This is a genomic window from Ruegeria sp. CE8 (assembly GCF_056537465.1).
In genome coordinates this window covers 200,544-220,527 of record NZ_JBQFRP010000003.1, presented here as the reverse complement: position 1 = coordinate 220,527, position 19,984 = coordinate 200,544, and the positions used below count along the sequence as shown (strand labels likewise).

The 19,984-nt window shown below is 58.4% G+C and carries 16 protein-coding genes; 12 read left to right on the top strand and 4 right to left on the bottom strand.

Features of this window, described 5'->3' with window-relative positions; genetic code table 11:
- Nucleotides 1-4 precede the first annotated feature (4 nt).
- The 3 genes from ACR0AA_RS06730 (at nucleotide 5) to ACR0AA_RS06720 (ending at nucleotide 4,653) form a co-directional block, all read left to right on the top strand.
- A complete protein-coding gene (locus tag ACR0AA_RS06730; protein WP_480661404.1) occupies nucleotides 5-1,468 on the top strand; it encodes an ABC transporter permease in 1,464 nt (487 codons plus the stop codon).
- A gap of 92 nt (nucleotides 1,469-1,560) precedes the next feature.
- Nucleotides 1,561-3,648: a dipeptide ABC transporter ATP-binding protein gene (locus ACR0AA_RS06725; RefSeq protein WP_480661403.1), complete on the top strand. Its 2,088-nt coding sequence runs from the start codon at nucleotides 1,561-1,563 to the stop codon at nucleotides 3,646-3,648.
- Nucleotides 3,649-4,095: 447 nt separating this feature from the next.
- The gene (locus tag ACR0AA_RS06720; protein WP_480755703.1) at nucleotides 4,096-4,653 is read left to right on the top strand and encodes an MFS transporter; all 558 of its coding nucleotides are present in this window, start codon (nucleotides 4,096-4,098) and stop codon (nucleotides 4,651-4,653) included.
- Between the two features lie 10 nt (nucleotides 4,654-4,663).
- Here ACR0AA_RS06720 and ACR0AA_RS06715 read toward each other — a convergent pair whose 3' ends face one another.
- Complete coding sequence (locus ACR0AA_RS06715) at nucleotides 4,664-5,242, bottom strand: lytic transglycosylase domain-containing protein (RefSeq protein WP_480661401.1); 579 nt, start codon at nucleotides 5,240-5,242, stop codon at nucleotides 4,664-4,666.
- 206 nt (nucleotides 5,243-5,448) lie between these two features.
- Here ACR0AA_RS06715 and ssb point away from each other — a divergent pair, with 206 nt between their 5' ends.
- Together ssb and ACR0AA_RS06705 are read left to right on the top strand one after the other, a co-directional pair.
- Entirely contained in the window at nucleotides 5,449-5,955 is a 507-nt protein-coding gene (gene ssb / locus ACR0AA_RS06710; protein WP_239335674.1) for a single-stranded DNA-binding protein, read from the top strand.
- A gap of 18 nt (nucleotides 5,956-5,973) precedes the next feature.
- The gene (locus ACR0AA_RS06705; protein WP_480755702.1) at nucleotides 5,974-7,044 is read left to right on the top strand and encodes a site-2 protease family protein; all 1,071 of its coding nucleotides are present in this window, start codon (nucleotides 5,974-5,976) and stop codon (nucleotides 7,042-7,044) included.
- Here the strand turns inward: ACR0AA_RS06705 and aroB are convergent, their stop codons facing one another.
- The gene (aroB, locus tag ACR0AA_RS06700; RefSeq protein ID WP_480661399.1) at nucleotides 7,045-8,157 is read right to left on the bottom strand and encodes a 3-dehydroquinate synthase; all 1,113 of its coding nucleotides are present in this window, start codon (nucleotides 8,155-8,157) and stop codon (nucleotides 7,045-7,047) included. It abuts the gene before it with no gap.
- Nucleotides 8,158-8,745 carry a shikimate kinase gene (locus tag ACR0AA_RS06695; protein WP_480661398.1) on the bottom strand — a complete coding sequence of 196 codons (588 nt, stop codon included), beginning with the start codon at nucleotides 8,743-8,745 and terminating at the stop codon, nucleotides 8,158-8,160.
- Nucleotides 8,746-8,824: 79 nt separating this feature from the next.
- Between ACR0AA_RS06695 and ACR0AA_RS06690 the strand changes: the two genes are divergently transcribed.
- The 4 genes from ACR0AA_RS06690 to ACR0AA_RS06675 all read left to right on the top strand — a co-directional run bounded on the left by ACR0AA_RS06690 (nucleotide 8,825) and on the right by ACR0AA_RS06675 (nucleotide 12,817).
- The gene (locus tag ACR0AA_RS06690) at nucleotides 8,825-8,974 is read left to right on the top strand and encodes a hypothetical protein (RefSeq protein WP_480755701.1); all 150 of its coding nucleotides are present in this window, start codon (nucleotides 8,825-8,827) and stop codon (nucleotides 8,972-8,974) included.
- Nucleotides 8,964-10,487: a hypothetical protein gene (locus ACR0AA_RS06685; protein WP_480661397.1), complete on the top strand. Its 1,524-nt coding sequence runs from the start codon at nucleotides 8,964-8,966 to the stop codon at nucleotides 10,485-10,487. The genes ACR0AA_RS06690 and ACR0AA_RS06685 overlap by 11 nt, the downstream gene beginning before the upstream one ends.
- A 2-nt stretch (nucleotides 10,488-10,489) precedes the next feature.
- Complete coding sequence (locus ACR0AA_RS06680; RefSeq protein WP_480755700.1) at nucleotides 10,490-11,446, top strand: tyrosine recombinase; 957 nt, start codon at nucleotides 10,490-10,492, stop codon at nucleotides 11,444-11,446.
- A gap of 63 nt (nucleotides 11,447-11,509) precedes the next feature.
- A complete protein-coding gene (locus ACR0AA_RS06675) occupies nucleotides 11,510-12,817 on the top strand; it encodes an HlyC/CorC family transporter (RefSeq protein WP_480661395.1) in 1,308 nt (435 codons plus the stop codon).
- A 64-nt stretch (nucleotides 12,818-12,881) separates the two neighbouring features.
- Here ACR0AA_RS06675 and ACR0AA_RS06670 read toward each other — a convergent pair whose 3' ends face one another.
- Nucleotides 12,882-14,450 carry an ABC transporter substrate-binding protein gene (locus ACR0AA_RS06670; RefSeq protein WP_480661394.1) on the bottom strand — a complete coding sequence of 523 codons (1,569 nt, stop codon included), beginning with the start codon at nucleotides 14,448-14,450 and terminating at the stop codon, nucleotides 12,882-12,884.
- A 195-nt stretch (nucleotides 14,451-14,645) separates the two neighbouring features.
- On the opposite strand from ACR0AA_RS06670, the gene ACR0AA_RS06665 reads away from it, so the two are divergent.
- The 3 genes from ACR0AA_RS06665 (at nucleotide 14,646) to ACR0AA_RS06655 (ending at nucleotide 19,883) form a co-directional block, all read left to right on the top strand.
- Nucleotides 14,646-17,063, top strand: a complete 2,418-nt coding sequence (locus tag ACR0AA_RS06665) for a GcvT family protein (protein WP_480661393.1) — start codon at nucleotides 14,646-14,648, stop codon at nucleotides 17,061-17,063.
- Between the two features lie 31 nt (nucleotides 17,064-17,094).
- Complete coding sequence (locus ACR0AA_RS06660) at nucleotides 17,095-17,694, top strand: nucleotidyltransferase family protein (protein ID WP_480661392.1); 600 nt, start codon at nucleotides 17,095-17,097, stop codon at nucleotides 17,692-17,694.
- A 752-nt stretch (nucleotides 17,695-18,446) separates the two neighbouring features.
- Nucleotides 18,447-19,883: a Do family serine endopeptidase gene (locus ACR0AA_RS06655; protein ID WP_480661391.1), complete on the top strand. Its 1,437-nt coding sequence runs from the start codon at nucleotides 18,447-18,449 to the stop codon at nucleotides 19,881-19,883.
- Nucleotides 19,884-19,984: the final 101 nt, after the last annotated feature.

The following is a 19,984-nucleotide window of genomic DNA, read 5'->3' as shown; positions in this document are numbered from 1 at the left end:
GATCATGGAACCTCTTAGCTGGACCGGCTCTATCGCCTTTCTGAACCCTATCCTTCTGATCGCATTGGCGGCGCTGCTTGTTTCGATCGTCATCTGGATTATCGGCAGCATCATTCTGCCGGAAACACCGATGACCGTGAATGTCGACGGCACCATCAGCTCGGGCAGTGGTCTGCGCGGACTGACGCAATCGGCCTTGAGATACAGCTTTTTCGCCTGTGTCGCGCTTTCGCTTGCGTATATTCTGCTTGGTATCTTCATGGGCACCGGGGCCGGGATTATCGGAGCAATCTCGCAGCAGTTTCTGCCTGTGTGGCTGTCGTTGATCATCCTGTTCGCAATGTCGATCGCCTTCAAACGGCGCCTTGGCCTTTATGGCAAGCTGTTTGACAGCCCAATCGGCATGATCGGCTTTGGCTTGGTTATGTTCTGGGTCTTCACCGGCATCTTCGGCGCACTGGATCTGATCGTTACGCACGACCCGCTCGTGCAAGTGTCTGGCATGAAGAACAAGGTGCCCGGAACGCCCCTGCCAAGCCCGGAAGAAGGCGAGTATACCTGGTACTTGCTGGGTGGCGATAACCTTGCCCGCGACGTCTTTAGCCGCATGGTCAAGGGCGCCTGGATCGTTGTTCAGATCGCACCGCTGGCGACCATGTTCGCGTTCATGGTTGGGATCACTCTGGGTCTGCCAGCAGGGTACTACGGCGGGCGTCTGGACACGTTCTTGTCGTTCCTGGCAAACCTGATCCTGGCCTTCCCGGTTATCCTGTTGTTCTACCTGCTGGTGACGCCGGAAATCGTGGCAACGGGCGTGCCGAACTATATGGCGGCCGTGTTGTTCGTGTTCCCGATCCTGTTCATTGGCGTTCTGCTGAACTCGCGGTACTACACTCGCCCGAACTTCCGCACGCCGCTGTTAATCGGCGTTCTGGGCATCGCGCTGTGGCTGTACTTGTCACTGATTTCGACCGGCGGATACATCATCAACACTGATGACTACCGCATCTGGGGTCTGCCTACTTATCTGGATCTGTTCGATATTCCGGGCGGTATTCTTGTCGTGTTCGTGTCAGTTGTCTTTGTGAACTCGCCCACCGTGTTCCGTATCGTGCGGGGCCTTGCGATGGACATCAAGACGCGCGACTACGTGGCGGCGGCACAGACCCGTGGTGAAGGTCCGTGGTACATCATGCTGTGGGAAATCCTGCCCAACGCGCGTGGTCCGCTGATCGTCGATTTCTGTCTGCGCATCGGCTATACCACCATCCTGCTGGGAACCCTGGGTTTCTTTGGACTGGGTCTGCCACCGGAAAGCCCGGACTGGGGTTCGACGATCAACGAAGGGCGCAAGCTGCTGTCGATCTACCTGCATCCCGCTCTGCCGCCTGCGCTGGCGCTGCTGTCACTGGTTCTTGGTCTGAACCTGCTGGCCGATGGTCTTCGTGAGGAAAGTCTTAAGGACTGATGTGATCGAGGCCGGGGGCCCTGCCCCCGGACCCCCGAGGTATTTTTAGCCAGATGAAGGGGACCCCCTGACTCTCGCGAGGAGAAACACAGATGAACAAACTGGCGGATTATGACGGGCCAATTCTGGAGATCGACAAGCTGTCGATTTCATTCTTCACCCGTTTGCGGGAAATTCCCGCCGTGATGGATTTCTCGGTCAGCGTCCAACCCGGTGAAGCCGTGGGGCTGGTCGGAGAATCCGGCTGCGGCAAGTCCACGGTTGCGCTTGGGGTCATGCAGGATCTCGGCAAGAACGGCCGCGTCGTTGGAGGCACCATCAAGTTCAAAGGGCGCGATCTGTCCGAGATGAGCGCGGACGAGTTGCGCGACATCCGCGGCAATGAGATCGCGATGATCTATCAGGAACCGATGGCGTCGTTGAACCCGGCAATGAAGATCGGCAAGCAACTGATGGAAGTGCCGATGATCCACGAAGGTGTCGGGGCTGAAGAAGCTTATGCCCGTGCACTGGAAGTGGTGACAGACGTGCGCCTGCCCGACCCTGAGCGGATGCTGAACTCGTTCCCGCACCAGCTGTCGGGTGGTCAACAGCAGCGTATCGTGATCGCGATGGCGCTAATGTCGAAACCCTCACTTCTGATCCTGGACGAACCAACAACCGCGCTGGACGTGACGGTTGAGGCCGCCGTGGTCGAATTGGTCAAGGATCTGGGCAAGAAATACGGCACCTCAATGCTGTTCATCTCGCACAACCTCGGGCTGGTGCTTGAGACCTGCGACCGCTTGTGCGTGATGTATTCAGGTGAGGCGGTCGAGCGCGGTTCCATCCATGATGTGTTCGATGAGATGCAGCACCCTTATACGCAGGCACTTTTCCGGTCGATCCCCCTGCCCGGCGCGGACAAGAACTCGCGCCCGCTGGTGGCCATTCCAGGCAATTTCCCACTTCCGCATGAGCGTCCGCCGGGCTGCAACTTTGGACCACGCTGCGACTATTTCGAAGAAGGTCGCTGCGACGCGCAGAACATCCTGATGGAGGCTGTGCCGGGCAATGACCGTCACCATACACGGTGCCTGAAATTCAAGGAAATCGACTGGAATGCTCCGATCACGGTGGGCGACCAGAAGGAAAAAGGCGAGATTGGTCGAACCGTTCTGAAAATGGACAACCTCAAGAAATACTATGAGGTCGCAGCCAACGCCCTGTTCGGCGGTGGCGAAAAGAAGGTTGTGAAAGCCAACGAAACCCTCAGTTTCGAAGCCCACGAATCTGAAACGCTTGCCATCGTGGGCGAATCCGGATGCGGCAAGTCCACCTTTGCCAAGGTTTTGATGGGGCTTGAAACGGCCACGGACGGCCAAATCCTGCTGGACAACCGCAACATCGAAGACGTGCCCATCGAAGAGCGCGACGCCAAGACGGTGGGTGAAGTTCAGATGGTGTTTCAGAACCCATTCGACACACTAAATCCGTCCATGACGGTCGGTCGCCAAATCATCCGTGCACTGGAAATCTTCGGCGTTGGCAATTCCGAGGCTGAGCGCAAAAAGCGTATGCTGGAGCTGCTGGACCTGGTGAAACTGCCCCGTGCCTTTGCCGACCGGATGCCACGTCAGCTATCGGGCGGCCAGAAACAGCGTGTCGGTATTGCCCGTGCCTTTGCCGGGGATGCCCGGATCGTGGTCGCGGACGAGCCGGTCTCGGCGCTGGACGTGTCCGTTCAGGCCGCTGTCACCGACCTGCTGATGGAGATTCAGCGCGAGCACAAGACGACCCTTCTGTTCATCAGTCATGACCTGTCCATCGTGCGCTATCTCAGTGACCGGGTCATGGTGATGTATTTGGGGCATGTGGTCGAACTGGGCACGACCGATCAGGTATTCTCGCCGCCCTATCACCCGTATACCGAAGCCTTGCTGAGCGCCGTACCCATCGCGGACACGTCGATTGAAAAGCAGCATATCGTATTGGAGGGCGACATTCCTTCGGCCATGAACCCGCCACCCGGCTGCCCGTTCCAGACGCGCTGTCGCTGGAAGTCCGAAGTACCGGGCGGGCTGTGCGAGAAGGACGTGCCACCGGTCAAGCATCTGGCGGAGGGTCATCAGGTGAAGTGTCACCTCGCCGACGACATATTGGCCCGAATGGAGCCTGTCATCAAAATCGCTGCGGAGTAACCGCCACAGACAATTCCACGGCGTCGGCACAAAGTCGGCGCCGTGTCCTATTTCTGCAGGACACATCCGATGCGCTGGAAGGCCGCGTCTTACGGCATTGTGTATTAAAGGTGAGTATTCGATCACACCTCTCGGCGACAGCCGTGCGCGGGCTATTCTGGGTCTGCACTTGTCCGGGACGTTCTGCGCAAGCATAACTGCCCCGTTTATCCCATTCTAAATCGTGCCGGAACTGGGGCATCCGCCATGGCAATTCAGCGTGTACAGCACCTTGGGGATATTGCTGACTGTCAGGTTCAACCAGAGCTTCGCCGAGCGAGTGGATAATGGGCATCGGTTTGCGCCGCTAGTGAGTCTGTCCATCGCGGGTTAGGTTATACCCGCCGACGCAAGGTCTGAGGCGGCAATAACAACTGGCAAAGATGAAGCAGATACAGACAGGATTCTATGGTTGGCGGTTTCCGCCTGCCTGCTTTTTCAACCTCGCACGTGCTGTGCAGCAATGCCCTGTCCCTATTCTACGTCCGTGAGGTCAGCCTGCCAGGATTTGTGCCGGGGCTGTCGTTTTCGATCAAAACAGCCGCCAAGATTGTTGTCATTCTGACGACTCCGGCTCCGTGGCGTTTCCTTTCACCTTTGACCTGGTTGATCCACTCTCGTTGGCCGCGGCTTAGCGCGTTTCTTGTGTTGTCACAGGTCTCGAGCTTGGCCGGGATGATCGCTGGCGCCGCGCTTGAAGGTATTTATTACGGTCTTTTTGCCGGGGTCAGTCTGACCTTTGTTCAGAACCTGGCCACTGGGCGTATGGCGCGGGCCAATACGCTATACGTCAACAGCTTGTTCATCGGAGCGTTGGTCGCCGGTCCATCGGTCGGGGTCATCGCCCACTTCACCTGCTTTCAGACCGTAATTCTTGCGGCTTGCGCACCGATGGTTCCTGCTTTGATTGTATTGGTCGTGACGACTCGAACGCAGACGCCCGCGCAGTTTCGTTCTTCTGAATAACGGAAGCCGGTTAGCCGCCCCAGATCACTTTCACATAGTTCTGGGTTTCCTTATACGGCGGCACGCCGCCGTGCTTTTCCACGGCCTTCGGTCCAGCGTTGTACGCAGCCAACGCCAAACGCCAGGATTTGAACTTGCGGTACTGCCAGGACAAGTACCGAGCCCCACCCTCGAGGTTCTGTTTGGGATCGTGGGGGTTCACACCCAACAGGCGCGCTGTACCTGGCATAAGCTGAGCCAGACCCAATGCACCCTTGTGCGAAACCGCGTGCGGATTCCATCCACTCTCTTGCTGAACCAGTCTCAGGAACAGTTCTTCCGGGACACTGTGCTTTCGGGCTGCCTGCCGCGCCAGCGCCAAATATTGCCCGCGATATTTACCGTTATACCGCTTGCTGAACTTCGGCTGAGCGGTCTTTGGTTTCAGACGGTCGGAGTCGCGGTATTGGGTCGCGGCACGGGTATCCAGTATCTTTGATTGCTTCAGGAAAATGTCCTTACGGCTTTTGGTGGACAGAGTGTCAGCCGTAGCCGGGACCGAAACCAGCGCAAGGCACAGAACAAAAAAACAACCAACTAGAAATCGCATTAATGCCAATCCCGCTCGTCCTCGAACCAATCCAGTATAAATATTTCAGGAAAAAATGAAAGCTTGGTAAACAGGAACAGGGGGATTTCTTACCGACTGTTGCACTCATCAACTGTGTTTTAACCATGACGCAGGCCGTATAGGGTCGCATAGATACATCGCGCCAGATTCGGGCGCATTCGAGTTAGATAAGAACGGGGAAATACATGGCAGGTTCAGTCAACAAGGTCATTCTGGTCGGGAATCTCGGCCGCGATCCCGAAGTCCGGTCGTTCCAGAACGGCGGCAAGGTTTGCAACCTGCGCATCGCTACCTCTGAGACCTGGAAAGATCGCAACACCGGTGAACGTCGTGAGCGTACGGAATGGCACTCGGTGGCGATTTTCTCAGAGCCATTGGCGCGGATTGCTGAACAATACCTGCGTAAAGGCAGCAAAGTTTACATCGAAGGCCAGCTTGAAACCCGCAAATGGCAGGATCAATCCGGTCAGGATCGGTATTCGACCGAGGTCGTCCTGCGCCCCTATCGCGGTGAATTGACCCTGCTGGACAGCCGCGGTGAAGGCGGTGGCGGCGGCGGTTATGGTGGCGGCCAAGCGGGCGGCTATGGCGGCGGTCAGGCCGGCGGTGGCTATGGCGACCCCTATGGCGGACCGTCCAGCGCCCCTGCCCCTGCATCCGGCGGAATCGACGACGACGAGATTCCGTTCTAAAGCAAACGGAGACACGACATGACATGGTCCTTCTCACTCGGCCGCCTACTCGGGTCGGAACTGAAGGTCCATGTCACCTTTTTCCTGCTGTTGGCCTGGGTCGGGTTTGCCGCCTACTCGAATGGCGGGGTGTCGGCCGCCGTCGAAAACCTGATCTTCGTTCTGGCCCTATTTGCCTGTGTTGTCGCGCATGAATTCGGCCACGCGCTGATGGCCCGGCGCTATGGCATCAAAACCCCGGACATCACTTTACTACCCATCGGTGGGTTGGCTCGACTGGAACGGATGCCTGAGAAGCCCATGCAAGAGGTTTGGGTAGCGCTGGCCGGGCCTGCTGTGAACGTGGTGATCTGGATCGTGCTGGTTGCTTTGGGTGCCGGAATGCCACTGGAGTCATTGGCCCGGATCGACTCGACCAATGCGGGGCTGTTGAACCGGTTGGCCTATGTGAATCTGCTGCTCGCCGTATTTAACATGATCCCCGCGTTCCCGATGGATGGCGGTCGCGTGTTTCGCGCGTTGCTGTGCCTAAAGATGGACCGCGTCACAGCTACGCGGGTCGCCGCGCTAGCCGGGCAAGCTGTTGCCGTCGCATTTGGATTTCTCGGACTGAGTACGGGCAACCCGCTGCTGGTCCTGATTGCCGTGTTTGTCTTCGTCGCGGCCAATGCGGAAAGTCAGGATGTCGCAATGCGCTCGGTCGCCCGGCGGGTCCTTGCGCGTGACGCGATGATCACCGAATTCCACGCCCTGACCCCAGCTGACACCCTTGCCACGGCGGCTCAGGCCGTCATCCATACCACACAGCACGAGTTCCCAGTGCTGGAGTCGGATGGAACCCTGCTGGGTTTTGTCGCGCGGGGCACGCTCTTCGCCGCCCTGGCACAGGAAACGCCTCGGTCTGATCTGGCGACTTCAATCATGGAAACCGATATTCCACATGTAGAACTAACCAGCGGTTTGGAAACCGTTCTGGAAAAGCTGCACAAAGGCGCCCCGGCCGTTGCCGTCTGTACGCAGGCTGGTCATATGGTGGGCTACATCACCCGCGAAAACATCGGTGAGTTGATGGTGATCCGCGGGCGCTGATCAGGCCGTCGCCAGAGCATCCTCAAGCACCGACAACACCGCGTCGCGCGGAACGTCAGAGGTGACAAACGCCTGCCCGATCCCTCGCGCCAGGATAAAGCGCAGCTGACCGTCAATGACCTTTTTGTCCTGCGCCATCAAATCGACCAGCGCCTCGGCATCCGGCAAATCTCCGGGAATGTCGGCCAGATCGGTTTTCATCCCCATCGCGCGCAGATGCGACCTTACGCGGCTTGGGTCTTCCTGCGAACACAAGCCCAGACGCGACGACAGCTCGAACGCCAGCGCACAGCCAATGGCAACGCCTTCGCCATGGAGCAGACGGTCAGAATACCCGGTAGCAGCCTCGAGCGCGTGACAGAAAGTATGACCAAGGTTCAACAGTGCGCGGTCGCCTTGCTCGGTCTCGTCCCTCGCCACGATATCCGCTTTCATCTGCACCGAACGCGTGACCGCCCGTACCCGCGCATCCATTTCACCGCCCGAGACGTCAGGGCCGTTGACCTCAAGCCATTCAAAGAACTCGGCATCGCCCAGCAGGCCGTATTTTACCACTTCGCCATAACCTGACAGGAAATCTCGCTGGGTCATCGTGCCCAGCACCGAAGTATCGGCCAGAACCAGCGAAGGCTGATGAAAGGCACCAATCAGGTTTTTGCCCTGCGGCGCGTTGATCCCGGTCTTGCCTCCGACGGAACTGTCCACTTGCGCCAGCAAAGATGTCGGGATTTGTACAAACCGGACGCCGCGCCTTAGAACGGCAGCGGCAAAGCCCGCCAGATCGCCAATGACCCCGCCCCCGAAGGCGACAACCACGTCGCGACGTTCAACCTTTTCCGCCAACAGCCACTCGACTGCACGTTCGAAATGCGGCCAGCTTTTGGTGGCTTCGCCAGCGGGCAAGGCAAGCGACGTCATCTGGATCCCTGCTGCAGCCAGGCCATCGCGCAGTGCTTCAAGGTGCAGCTTCGCCACGTTCTCGTCCGTCAGAACGGCGACCTTGGGGCGATGCAGCAACGGTGCGATCAGCGAACCCGATTGGGCCAGCAGGTCGGGGCCGATTTCTACGTCATAGGACCGTTCGCCCAGCTCTACATGTACAGTTTGGTGCATCTATTTCCGTTCCAATACGTCGGGGCGTGTCAGCAAGGCGTTCACTACCCGCTCCACCATATTCTCGATCGAGGTTTCGCCATCGGACTCAGCCGTCAGATCTGCCTGCGCATAAACCGGCACGCGGGAGTCGTACAAGGTGCGCAGAGTCGCATAGGGGTCGGCCGTGCGCAGCAGAGGCCGCGTATCTTTGTGTTTGACCCTGTTCCAAAGAACGTTCAGGTCAGCCCGCAACCAGACCGACACGCCGCGTTCGGTGATCATCTGGCGGTTCTGCTCGGCCAGAAAGGCACCTCCGCCGGTGGACAGGATACCTTTTTCCTCATCCAGCAGCCGCCCTATAACCTGACTTTCCTTGGTTCGAAAGAAGGCCTCGCCATCACGCTCGAAGATTTCTGGGATTGTCATGTTGGCAGCCGATTCGATCTCGGCATCGCTATCGAGGAAAGGAACCCCAAGCCGCGCGGCCAATGCACGGCCCACGGCTGTCTTTCCAGCCCCCATCATGCCCACAAGAACAACCGTTTTGTGCAGTGCAAAGCCCGCTTCGGTGTCCCCGGAGTGGGTGTTATGCTTAATTTCGCTCATTTCACTGTGAATGACGTGATCTTAGGAAAAATGCCAGCTATAACTATGGCAAAAGACAAAATTGGGGCAGCGTTGAGCAATGGGCCGTCTGATCAAGTTCCTGATATATCTTGTGTGCCTGTGTTTTATCGGGTTGGTGGGGTACGCCTATCTTGGCCCCATTTTTGGCGTGGACTTCTCGGCGCCGCAAGGCGAAATCCGAGAGCCGGTAATTCTGAATGTTGAATAGAGCCGCAGTGGCTGCACTGTTGCTGGCCGGATCGGCACAAGCGCAGCAGGCACCTCTCTCTGTCATCGAATGGTTGAGTGACCCGCCCGAGAATTTACCGGGCACGGTCCTTCTGGAACCGCCGGTGACACAGACAGGTATCCAGCCAGATATCGAAGTCACGCCGCTTGAAGCCATATCGCAACCGCTGGGCCTTGTGTCCTCATCCGTAACCGGTCTGCCGGTAAACCTGTGGCAGAACAGCGATGCGGATCGACTGGCCGAGCTGATCGCCCATGTGCCGGTCAAATATAACCCTGCAATGCAGCGCCTGCTTTTCACCCTGATCCTGACCGAAGGGCGCGCGCCTGCCGGCTCGGACGCCGAAGAAACCCTACTGCTGGCCCGCATCGACCGTTTGATGCAGCTCGGGGCGGCCGACCCGGCGCAATCATTGGTTCAGATGGCAGGGCCGACAAACACTCGCGCACGGTTTCAGCGCTGGTTTGACGCCACCTTGCTGACCGGGGACGAGGATCGCAGCTGCACAGCTCTGATCGCCGCCCCGCATCTGTCGCAGGACTACGGCGCCCAGATATTCTGCAAAGCCCGTCGCGGAGACTGGCCCTCAGCCGCCCTGACATTGGAAGCGGCGCACGCGCTGCAAATTCTGTCGCCCGAAGAGCTGGACGTACTGGACCGCTTTCTCAGCCCCGAGCTTTTCGAGGACGCCGCATATCTGCCGCAGCCCGACGATCCGGACCCTCTGAGCTTTCGCTTGTTCGAAGCGATAGGCGAACGTCTGCCTTCCACGCCCCTGCCCCGCGCCTTTGCGAATGCAGATCTACGTGATGTGGCCGGGTGGAAAGCTCAGATCGAAGCAGCGGAACGGTTGACCCGGATCGGCGCGCTGACACCTAATCAATTGCTGGGACTTTACACCGAACGGTCCCCGGCAGCGTCCGGTGCGGTTTGGGACCGGGTCTCGGCCGTTCAACGGTTTGAGGCTGCTCTGGATTCGGGAAATGTTGAGAAGATCGCTGCAGCCTTGCAAACAGTCTGGGCGCAGATGCGTTCGGTCGGATTGGAAGTGCCCTTCGCCGAGCTTTTTGCCGCGCGCCTGTCGCAGGTAACGCTGAAAGACCCAGCGGTCGAGCAATTGCGCTGGCGTATCCTTCTGCTTTCTGAGCTTTACGAAACAGCAGCTTTGTCCGTTCCTGACGACGCCGAAGAAAATCAGTTCCTGGCAGCGCTGGCACAGGGTGACCCGGGTCGCGCCAAGTCGCCTTCACCTTTGGCAGACGCCGTCGCGCAGGGGTTTGCCTGGGCCGCTCCGGTTCCATCGAATATCGAAGCGATGCTGGACAACGATCAGCTGGGCGAGGCGATTTTGGAAACCATGGACAAGTTTGCCCATGGATCGCGTGGTAACCTTGTTGATCTGACAGCGGCAATCGCAACGCTGCGGCGCGTGGGGCTTGAAGATACCGCCCGCCGCGCGGCGTTGAGCCTGCTGATATTGCAGGACAGCTGACCATGGCAGCCCCGGCGACCCAGGAATTGTGGATTTCCACGTTTTTGCAGACGCAAGCCGCCGAGTTGGGTGCTGCGACCAACACTCTGTTGGCTTATGGGCGCGATCTTAAGGAATTTTCTGGCTGGCTGGATCGTCGCAAATCGAACTTTCCCAGCGCCGAAAGGGAACAGATCGAGCAATACCTGATCGATTGCGACGCACAGGGCCTGTCCCGCTCAACCCGTGCCCGGCGCTTGTCTGCGATCAAACAACTATATCGCTTCGCGTTCGAGGAAGGCTGGCGCGAAACGAACCCGGCCATTCAGATCAAGGGTCCCGGACGGCAAAAGCGTTTGCCCAAGACACTGGACGTTCTCGAAGTCGACCGGTTGCTGGAAGCCGCCCGACGGACCGGCCGTGCCGAAGCTGACCGGGTGCGCAACACCTGCCTGATGGAAGTTCTGTACGCCACCGGCATGCGCGTGACCGAGCTGGTTTCATTGCCCGTGTCCTCGGCCAGGGGCGATCCGCGCATGCTGCTTGTGCTAGGCAAAGGCGGCAAGGAACGGATGGTTCCCCTGTCTCCTTCGGCGCGCGACGCCTTGGCAGCGTGGCTGGTAATCCGAGATGAAACCGAGGATCAACGCGCGGCAAACGGAGGGCAGCGCTCAAAATTCCTGTTTCCATCTCGCGGCAAATCCGGGCATCTGACGCGGCACAGGTTTTTCCTGCTGGTCAAGGAACTGGCAGTGCAAGGTGGCGTTTCGCCCGAAAAGGTCACTCCGCACACGTTGCGCCACGCCTTTGCGACGCATCTGTTGGCGAATGGCGCTGATCTGAGGTCGATCCAGACCCTGCTGGGCCATGCGGATGTCGCGACCACTGAAATTTATACCCATGTTCTGGACGAACGCCTGTCCGAACTGGTGTTGCAGCATCACCCGCTGGCCAAAGACAGCACCGAGGACAATGGCTAACCCCTTGAACCGATGGGCCTGCACCCCCATAACGGTTGCAGTTACACGAACAACCAAGGACCGATGGAACCCACTTCTTCTCTAATCGACGGCGCATTCTGGTTTACCACAGGCGCCATTCTGCTTTTACTTGTCCTGTCGGGCTTTTTCTCGGGTTCTGAAACAGCATTGACCGCGTCTTCGCGCGGGAAGCTGCGTGCGCAGGCTGACAAGGGCTCGCGCGGGGCACAAAAAGCGCTGGATATCACCGATGACAACGAACGGCTGATCGGGTCGGTTCTGCTGGGCAACAACCTGGTCAACATTCTTGCCGCCTCGCTGGCGACTGCACTTTTCACACGGCTGTTCGGTGAAAGCGGCGTCGCGCTGGCAACGCTGGTGATGACACTGCTGGTTCTGGTTTTTGCCGAGGTTTTGCCCAAGACCTATGCCATCACCAACGCGGAAAAGGCCGCCGCCGCTGTGGCACCGATTATCAGCGTTGTGGTCACCGTCTTCTCCCCCATGGTTGCAGCGGTCCGTTTGCTGGTGCGCGGCGTCCTAAGGGTGTTCGGCGTCCAGATCGACCCGGACAGCAACATTCTGGCGGTGCGCGAAGAAATCGCCGGCGCATTGCAGCTTGGCCATTCCGAAGGCGTTGTCGAAAAAGAAGACCGTGACCGAATTCTGGGCGCGTTGGACCTTGGCGACCGTGCGGTCGAAGAAATCATGCTTCACCGCTCGGACATCGAGATGATCGACGCGGACGCACCGCCCGAGGCGATCCTTCAGCAATGTCTGAAAAGCCGACACACCCGCCTGCCGGTATTCCGGAATGAGCAGGAGAACATTGTCGGTGTCGTCCACGCGAAAGACTTGTTCCGGGCGATGTATGCCCACGCCGGAGGCAGTGAAAGCGATGCAAATCGCCTGCAGGAATTCGACATCCTCAAAGTTGCCAACGACCCTTATTTCGTACCCGAAACGACCACTCTGGACGACCAGATGCGAGAGTTCCTGCGGATGCACAGCCACTTTGCGCTGGTCGTCGACGAGTATGGGTCGCTGCGCGGATTGATCACGCTAGAGGATATTCTCGAGGAAATCGTAGGCGAAATTGCCGATGAATTCGACATCGAAGAAGACGTGCCCGTAACACGCACCGACGACGGGCAGTTCCTGGTCGAAGGGTCCATGACAATCCGCGACGCTAACCGCGCAATGGATTGGTCCCTGCCCGACGAAGAGGCCAACACGGTTGCCGGGCTGGTCATCCACGAGGCGCAGATGATCCCCATCGTGGGTCAGGTCTTTTCGTTCCACGGCTTCCGCTTTGAAGTCACCGAACGTCAGGGCAACCGGATCACCGGACTGAAAATCCGCCCTCTCTGACGACTTTCAACGCGTTCAAAGAAAAACCGGCGCTCAATCCTGAGCGCCGGTTTCCCGTTTCAGATCAGGCGAACCAAGTCCGGCTGGCTACGTAGCCGTCCATGAGGTCGCCGTTGGCATGCGCGCCCCATCCGACCACCTTGTCCGAGTAGCCATCAATGAACTGATTGAACATCGGGTTGATCAGGCCACCTTCTTCCCAGACGATCCGGGCCATCTGAGTATAGATCTCTTTGCGCTTGGTTTCGTCCAGCTCCGCCCGCGCCTTAAGCAGCAGAGCGTCGAACTCTTCGTTCTTGAAGCGGGTGTCGTTCCAGTCTGCGGTCGAGAGATACCCAACCGACCACATCTGGTCCTGCACCGGACGACCGCCCCAGTAGGACGCACAGAACGGTTTCTTGTTCCAAACCTCCGACCAGTAGCCATCCGCCGGTTCACGCTGAATTTCCAGCGGAATACCCGCCTCTTGCGCCGACAGCTGGAACAGCTGTGCTGCGTCGATCGCACCCGCGAACGCCGCGTCCGATACGTGCAGCACAATGGGCGAACCGTCGTGACCGGAGGCCTTGTAATGCTCAGCCGCCTTTGCCGGATCGAATTGGCGCTGCTCCATCGTTTTGTCAAAAAGCGGATAGCCTTCATTGATCGGAATGTCGTTGCCAATCGAACCAAAGCCGCGCAGCACCTTATCGACCAGCTCTTCGCGGTTGATTGCGTATTTCAGCGCCAGACGCAGGTCCTTGTTGTCGAACGGCGCGGTGTCGCAATGCATGACAAAGATGTAGTGCCCACGTCCCGAAGTGGCGTTAATTGTTACGCCGGGTGCGCGGCCAAACAGTTTTGCGGTGCGCGGCGGCACGATGTTGATCGCGTGAACCTGGCCTGCCTGCAAAGCAGCCGAACGAGCGGTGTCGTCGTTCAGAACCAGGATCTCGTGGCTGTCGTAATGACCAACACTGTCATCCCAGTGGTTGGCGAATTTCTCAAATCCGTAGCGCACGCCGGGTTCATCCGCGATGACCTTGTAGGCGCCGGTCGAAATCCCCTCGCCCGGGTTATCAATGCCACCGCCCGGCTGCATGATCAGGTGATAGTCCGACATCAGATACGGGAGGTCCGCGTTCGGTGTGGTCAGGGTGATCACCACGTTATTGCCGTCGACACGAACGTCTTCCACACCGCGCATGATGCCCAAAGCGCCGGACTGCGACTCTTCATTAGAATGCCGCGCCAGAGTTAGTTGAACATCCTCAGGGGTCAGGGTTTTGCCATTGTGGAATTCGACACCCTTGCGGATGGCAAAGATCCAAACCTTGCCGTCCTCTGACGATTCCCAGCTTTCTGCGATGCTTGGCGCAAGGCCACCGTCAGCAGTCAGCACGGTCAGCGTGTTGCCATAGGCGCGCAACGCCTTGGCCGTGACATGCGATGCAGACAGCGCCGGGTCCAGAGAATTGGTGCTTTCACCACCTTTCAGCCCCAGAACAAAGTGGCCGCCCTTTTTGGGCGTGTCCGCCAGGCCGGCTTCGGACCAGATCATGCTGGCTGCCGTTGCGCTCAGACCTAGCGCACCAGCCTTTGCCATGAATTCGCGACGGCTCAGCGTTTCGGGGTTGAGGTTGAACTTCTTCATTGGACTGTCCTTGCAGAGTGGTTGACCTGACGTTCGATCGACAGGCCAGTAGTTCGATTCTGTAAACGTCTTGTGACCAGATTTAGCAGGAATGCAAAGCGCTTGGATTGCCCTCCGCGACACTTTCTGTCGCTAGAGCTATTGCATTGGCGGTCTTCCTATTCAGACTGGCGGCGTAATCAGCAGGAGACGTTTATGAAACTCACAACCCAAGTCGCAGTCATTGGCGGAGGCGTCGTTGGATGTTCCGTTCTTTATCACCTGACCAAGCTGGGTTGGTCGGATGTGATGCTGCTGGAACGGTCCGAGCTGACCAGCGGATCGACTTGGCATGCGGCTGGCGGGTTTCACACATTGAACGGCGACACCAACATGGCGGCGCTGCAGGGATACACGATCCGGTTGTACAAAGAACTGGAAGAGATAACTGGTATGTCCTGTGGCCTGCATCATGTGGGCGGCGTGACTCTGGCAGATAATCAGGATCGGTTCGACATGCTGCTGGCCGAACGCGCCAAGCATCGGTTCATGGGGCTGGAGACCGAAATCGTTGGGCCGGATGAAATCAAGAAGATCGCACCGATCACCAACACGGATGGGGTCATCGGAGCGCTATACGACCCACTGGACGGGCATCTGGACCCGTCAGGCACCACCCATGCCTATGCCAAAGCGGCCCGGATGGGCGGTGCTACAATCGAAACGCATTGTATGGTGCGAGAAACCATTCAGCGTAGTGACGGTACCTGGGATGTGGTGACGGACAAAGGCACCATTCATGCCGAGCACGTGGTGAACGCTGGCGGCCTGTGGGCGCGCGAGGTCGGCGCGATGGCAGGTGTCTACTTCCCGCTCCACCCGATGGAGCATCAGTACCTTGTAACGGACTCGATCCCACAGATCGAAGCGATCATCGATGCCGGTGGAGAACACCCGCATGTGATGGACCCCGCCGGGGAAAGCTATTTGCGGCAGGAAGGGCGCGGATTGTGCATCGGGTTCTATGAACAGCCCTGCAAACCCTGGGCGGTTGACGGAACGCCCTGGGAGTTCGGCCATGAGCTGCTGCCTGACGATTACGACAAGATCACCGACAGTATCGAGTTTGCCTACAAACGCTTCCCGGTTCTGGCCGAGGCTGGCGTCAAATCCGTGATCCACGGTCCGTTCACATTTGCGCCGGACGGCAACCCTCTGGTCGGGCCTGTGCCGGGCATGCGCAATTACTGGTCCGCCTGCGGTGTGATGGCCGGGTTCAGTCAGGGCGGCGGCGTTGGCCTGACGCTGGCGCAGTGGATGATCGAAGGCGAGCCCGAGCGGGATGTTTTCGCGATGGACGTCGCCCGCTTCGGCGACTGGATCAGCCCGGGCTACACCCGCCCAAAGGTGATCGAGAACTATCAGAAACGCTTCAGCGTCGCCTACCCCAACGAAGAACTACCCGCCGCGCGTCCGAACCGGACAACGCCGATGTACGACATCTTCAGCGATCTGGGCGCGGTCTGGGGTCAACAATACGGGCTGGAAGTCCCAAATTACTTTGCGCAGGACGGAGAACCCGGATACGAAACTCCCTCATTCCGCCGCTCAGACGCGTTCGACGCGACGGGCCGCGAGGTTCGCGCCGTACGCAACGGCGTCGGGATCAACGAAGTCCACAATTTCGGAAAATACCGCATCACCGGCCCCGGCGCGCGCGACTGGTTGGACCGGATCATGGCCGGACGTATTCCGAAACCGGGGCGGTTGTCTCTGACACCAATGCTGTCGCCTAAAGGCAAGCTAATCGGAGATTTCACCGTATCCTGCCTGAGTGAGACAGAGTTCCAACTGACCGCCTCATACGGCAGTCAGGCCTTCCACATGCGGTGGTTCCTGCAACATCAGGAAGACGGCGTTTCCATTGAAAACGTCAGTGACCGACTGAACGGATTTCAGATCGCGGGACCAAAGGCGGCCAAGGTGCTGGCGGCATGCACCCGCGCTGACATCTCGGACCTCAAGTTTCTGGATGTGCGTCGCATGATCATCGGCATGACCGATTGCACCGTCCAGCGGGTCAGCTACACAGGTGATCTGGGCTACGAAATCTATTGCGACCCGATGGCCCAACGGCAACTCTGGTGGACGCTGTGGCAAGCAGGTCAGCCGCACGGGATGGTTCCTTTTGGCATGCGCGCAATGATGAGCCTGCGTCTGGACAAGTTCTTCGGGTCCTGGATGCGCGAATTTTCCCCGGACTACACTGCCGCCGAAACCGGACTGGATCGCTTCATTTCCTTCTCGAAGAACGTTGACTTTATCGGCCGCGCCGCTGCCGAGCTTGAACGGGTCGAAGGTACGGCGCGTCAGCTGGTGTCGTTCCAAGTCGACACCGACGATGCAGATGTAAACGCCTATGAACCGATCTGGCTGGACGGAGAGGTCGTCGGTTTCTGCACCTCTGGCGGCTATTCGCATTTTTCGGAAAAGTCGATCGCCATGGGGTTCCTACCCTCTGACCGCGCGCGGGATGGGCTGGAAGTCGAGATAGAGATTCTGGGTCAGATGCGCAAAGCCCGCGTGATTTCCGTTCCGCTGTTTGACGCGGACGGCGCGCGCATGCGCGGATGACAATGGGCTGCTCCGGCGGCTATGTAATGGCATGACCAAAATTCCCGTCATCCTTCTGGCCGCCGGACAATCCCGCCGTATGGTAGGTGCGGATAAACTGTTGCAGCGCATCGACGGTATATCCCTGTTGCGCAGATCCGCGCTGACTGCACTTAGGGCCGGACCTGTTATTGTTGCGCTGCCGCCCGCCCCGCACCCCCGTTACGAGACGCTGGCCGGGTTGGATCTGACGAAAGTGGGTATTCCAGACGCTGATGAAGGTATGAACGCCAGCTTGCGGGGCGCACTTGCGCATATGCCGCCCGATGCCAACGCTGTGATGGTATTGCTTGCCGATCTGCCAGACATTGCAGTTGAGGATTTGAAAAGCGTCATCGCCTCTGTCCACGAACAACCAGATAACTTGATCTGGCGCGGCGCGACCTCAGCAGGAAAGCCCGGGCACCCGGTCGTATTTGATCGCCAGCTTTTTGACGAGCTCACCCGCCTGACCGGTGATGATGGTGCGCAATCGGTTGTAAGAGCCCACAAGGATAAAGTGTGCCTTGTTCCTTTGCCGGGCCAGAACGCTTTGTTGGACTTGGATACGCCCGAAGACTGGGCAAGTTGGCGAATACAACGATCCACCTAAAGTGAAGCGGCCCGGTCGATTTCGACCAGGCCGCTTGCCCAAAACAAGACTACCACTTTTCACCAATCCCGAAAACGCGGCCAAAAATGTCTTAAGACACGCTGGCTATTCCGCTGCTGAACCTAAACAAGACCCCCTCGTTAACATGCCGCTCAGCGTTTCCAGTGACTGTGACAAGCCGTTGGCACCCCCTAGTGCCGTCGGCTCCCCCTCGCTTGGGCAAGATCATCGTCACCCATCCGGCGAGTCCAAACAACGTAAAATTGGAAAGAACAGTTAATTTTTTGCATGTCGGGTTGGTTTTTGCGCAACATCCCGCCGAAGGCAAATCTACCTATGAGAGACTAAAGAAATACCCCTGATACGCCAAAATCGGCATTATGCACATTCTTTTTCTGGCATATAATAATCATATTCGGCGCATATGCTTTAACTATGTACAAAGCCAAAAAACAGCCCACAACCAAAAGACGAACAGCTTCGTGCTATGATTTTCGAACGGCCCTTTGTTACCAAAACTGAATCAATTCGGGACATTTCAAAGATTGACCGTCAACTCGGCAACAATAGGCTGATTCGAATCATTTGATTCGCAGCCGGCCAATCTAACTCTTCGGGTCGGAGCGATAGAACGACACGTTTGTGGCGAAATTAAGTTTTCTTAATGCGCGGCACAGGAAACGCACAGACTGATGCCTCATCTCCTCTTTTAACGCGCGGCCGCAATCGCGCGATATAAACAGGAGACCAAAATGAGCATCCGTAAATCCTCCCTGCTTTTGCCACGTGTAAACAGTTGGGCCGGCGCATCCGCGCTTGGCGCCGCGCTGTTGGCCACAACCGCCCTGCCCTCGCTGGCGGACGAGGCACTGGCTGATCTGGTTGAGAGTGTATCCCCCTCAGTGGTGACAATCATCGCCGAGCAGGACGTCGTGCCCGCACAGGCGCAGGGACAGAACTTTGATCTCGAAGGACACCCGTTCGGAGAGTTCTTCAAGCGTTTCGGCGGCCCTGAGGGCTTTCAAATGCCGCAACGCGGTCCGGCTCAAGGACTGGGATCAGGCTTTGTGCTGGATGAAGCCGGCTACATCGTGACCAACCACCATGTCGTCGACAACGCGTCTACTGTGACCGTCCGTCTAAGCGATGATCGCAGTTTTGAGGCCGAGATTATCGGCACCGACCCGCTGACCGACATCGCCATCCTGAAAATCGATGCAGGCGAAACCCTGCAGGCGGTTGAACTGGGCGACAGCGACGTCATTCGCGTCGGCGAGGACGTAGTCGCCATCGGCAACCCGTTCGGCCTGCACTCCACCGTGACCACGGGCATCGTTTCGGCCAAAGGCCGCAACATCTCGGCAGGCCCCTACGCCGAGTTCATTCAGACCGATGCCGCCATCAACAAGGGTAACTCGGGCGGTCCGCTGTTCAACATGGAAGGCGAAGTTGTTGGCGTTAACTCGGCCATCTATTCTCCGACCGGTGGTTCGGTTGGCCTGGGCTTTGCGGTGACTTCGAACATCGTCGAACATATTGCAGCGGACCTGCGTGATGACGGTCAGGTCAGCCGCGGCTGGCTGGGTGTTTCAATCCAGAACGTCAGCCCCGAGATCGCAGCAGCCCTGGGCATTGATGCCTCGACCGGCGCGCTGGTTTCGGACGTCGTTTCCGGCAGCCCCGCCGAAGGCGTCCTGCAGCAAGGCGATGTGATCCTGACGTTCAACGACGAAGCCGTCGACTCCAGCAGCGACCTGCCGATCCTCGTCGGAACGACCAAAGTCGGCACCGACAGTGTCTTGACCGTTCTGCGCGATGGCAAGGAGCAACAGCTTGAGCTGACAATCGGTCAGCATCAAAGCGCCTCGGCCGAGATCGACAAGTCAGTGGACGAAGGCATCTCGGGCACAGCCCTGGGTGTGACCGTCGCCCCGCTGACCGACAGCAACCGCGCCCAGATGGGCGTTGCTGAAAACGTCGACGGCGTGGTCGTGACCGAACTGAAGCCCGACAGCCCTGCGGCCAAGGCTGGTCTGCAACGCGGCGACGTGATCGTGAAGCTGGGTGGCCAGGAAACCGCGACCCCAGACGCGCTGAAAGCCGCGCTGGACAGCGAAAAGACCGATCCGGCCCTCGTGCTGATCAATCGCGGCGGCAACCAGATCTTCGTGGCGGTGGAAATCGCCTGATCTTAAGCCTGTGCGCGCCATTTGATGGGGAATTCTGGCGCGCGCCTCCCTGGCGGATTGAATTGTCCGCTCTCCGCCGGGACTGCCGGGTGCTCCATAAC

Excerpts from the sequence above, each read along its gene's own strand:
- ACR0AA_RS06730 (WP_480661404.1), top strand. The coding sequence starts at position 5 with ATGGAACCTCTTAGCTGGACCGGCTCTATCGCCTTTCTGAACCCTATC.
- ACR0AA_RS06725 (WP_480661403.1), top strand. The coding sequence starts at position 1,561 with ATGAACAAACTGGCGGATTATGACGGGCCAATTCTGGAGATCGACAAG.
- ACR0AA_RS06720 (WP_480755703.1), top strand. The coding sequence starts at position 4,096 with ATGGTTGGCGGTTTCCGCCTGCCTGCTTTTTCAACCTCGCACGTGCTG.
- ACR0AA_RS06715 (WP_480661401.1), bottom strand. The coding sequence starts at position 5,242 with ATGCGATTTCTAGTTGGTTGTTTTTTTGTTCTGTGCCTTGCGCTGGTT.
- ssb (WP_239335674.1), top strand. The coding sequence starts at position 5,449 with ATGGCAGGTTCAGTCAACAAGGTCATTCTGGTCGGGAATCTCGGCCGC.
- ACR0AA_RS06705 (WP_480755702.1), top strand. The coding sequence starts at position 5,974 with ATGACATGGTCCTTCTCACTCGGCCGCCTACTCGGGTCGGAACTGAAG.
- aroB (WP_480661399.1), bottom strand. The coding sequence starts at position 8,157 with ATGCACCAAACTGTACATGTAGAGCTGGGCGAACGGTCCTATGACGTA.
- ACR0AA_RS06695 (WP_480661398.1), bottom strand. The coding sequence starts at position 8,745 with ATGAGCGAAATTAAGCATAACACCCACTCCGGGGACACCGAAGCGGGC.
- ACR0AA_RS06690 (WP_480755701.1), top strand. The coding sequence starts at position 8,825 with ATGGGCCGTCTGATCAAGTTCCTGATATATCTTGTGTGCCTGTGTTTT.
- ACR0AA_RS06685 (WP_480661397.1), top strand. The coding sequence starts at position 8,964 with ATGTTGAATAGAGCCGCAGTGGCTGCACTGTTGCTGGCCGGATCGGCA.
- ACR0AA_RS06680 (WP_480755700.1), top strand. The coding sequence starts at position 10,490 with ATGGCAGCCCCGGCGACCCAGGAATTGTGGATTTCCACGTTTTTGCAG.
- ACR0AA_RS06675 (WP_480661395.1), top strand. The coding sequence starts at position 11,510 with ATGGAACCCACTTCTTCTCTAATCGACGGCGCATTCTGGTTTACCACA.
- ACR0AA_RS06670 (WP_480661394.1), bottom strand. The coding sequence starts at position 14,450 with ATGAAGAAGTTCAACCTCAACCCCGAAACGCTGAGCCGTCGCGAATTC.
- ACR0AA_RS06665 (WP_480661393.1), top strand. The coding sequence starts at position 14,646 with ATGAAACTCACAACCCAAGTCGCAGTCATTGGCGGAGGCGTCGTTGGA.
- ACR0AA_RS06660 (WP_480661392.1), top strand. The coding sequence starts at position 17,095 with ATGACCAAAATTCCCGTCATCCTTCTGGCCGCCGGACAATCCCGCCGT.
- ACR0AA_RS06655 (WP_480661391.1), top strand. The coding sequence starts at position 18,447 with ATGAGCATCCGTAAATCCTCCCTGCTTTTGCCACGTGTAAACAGTTGG.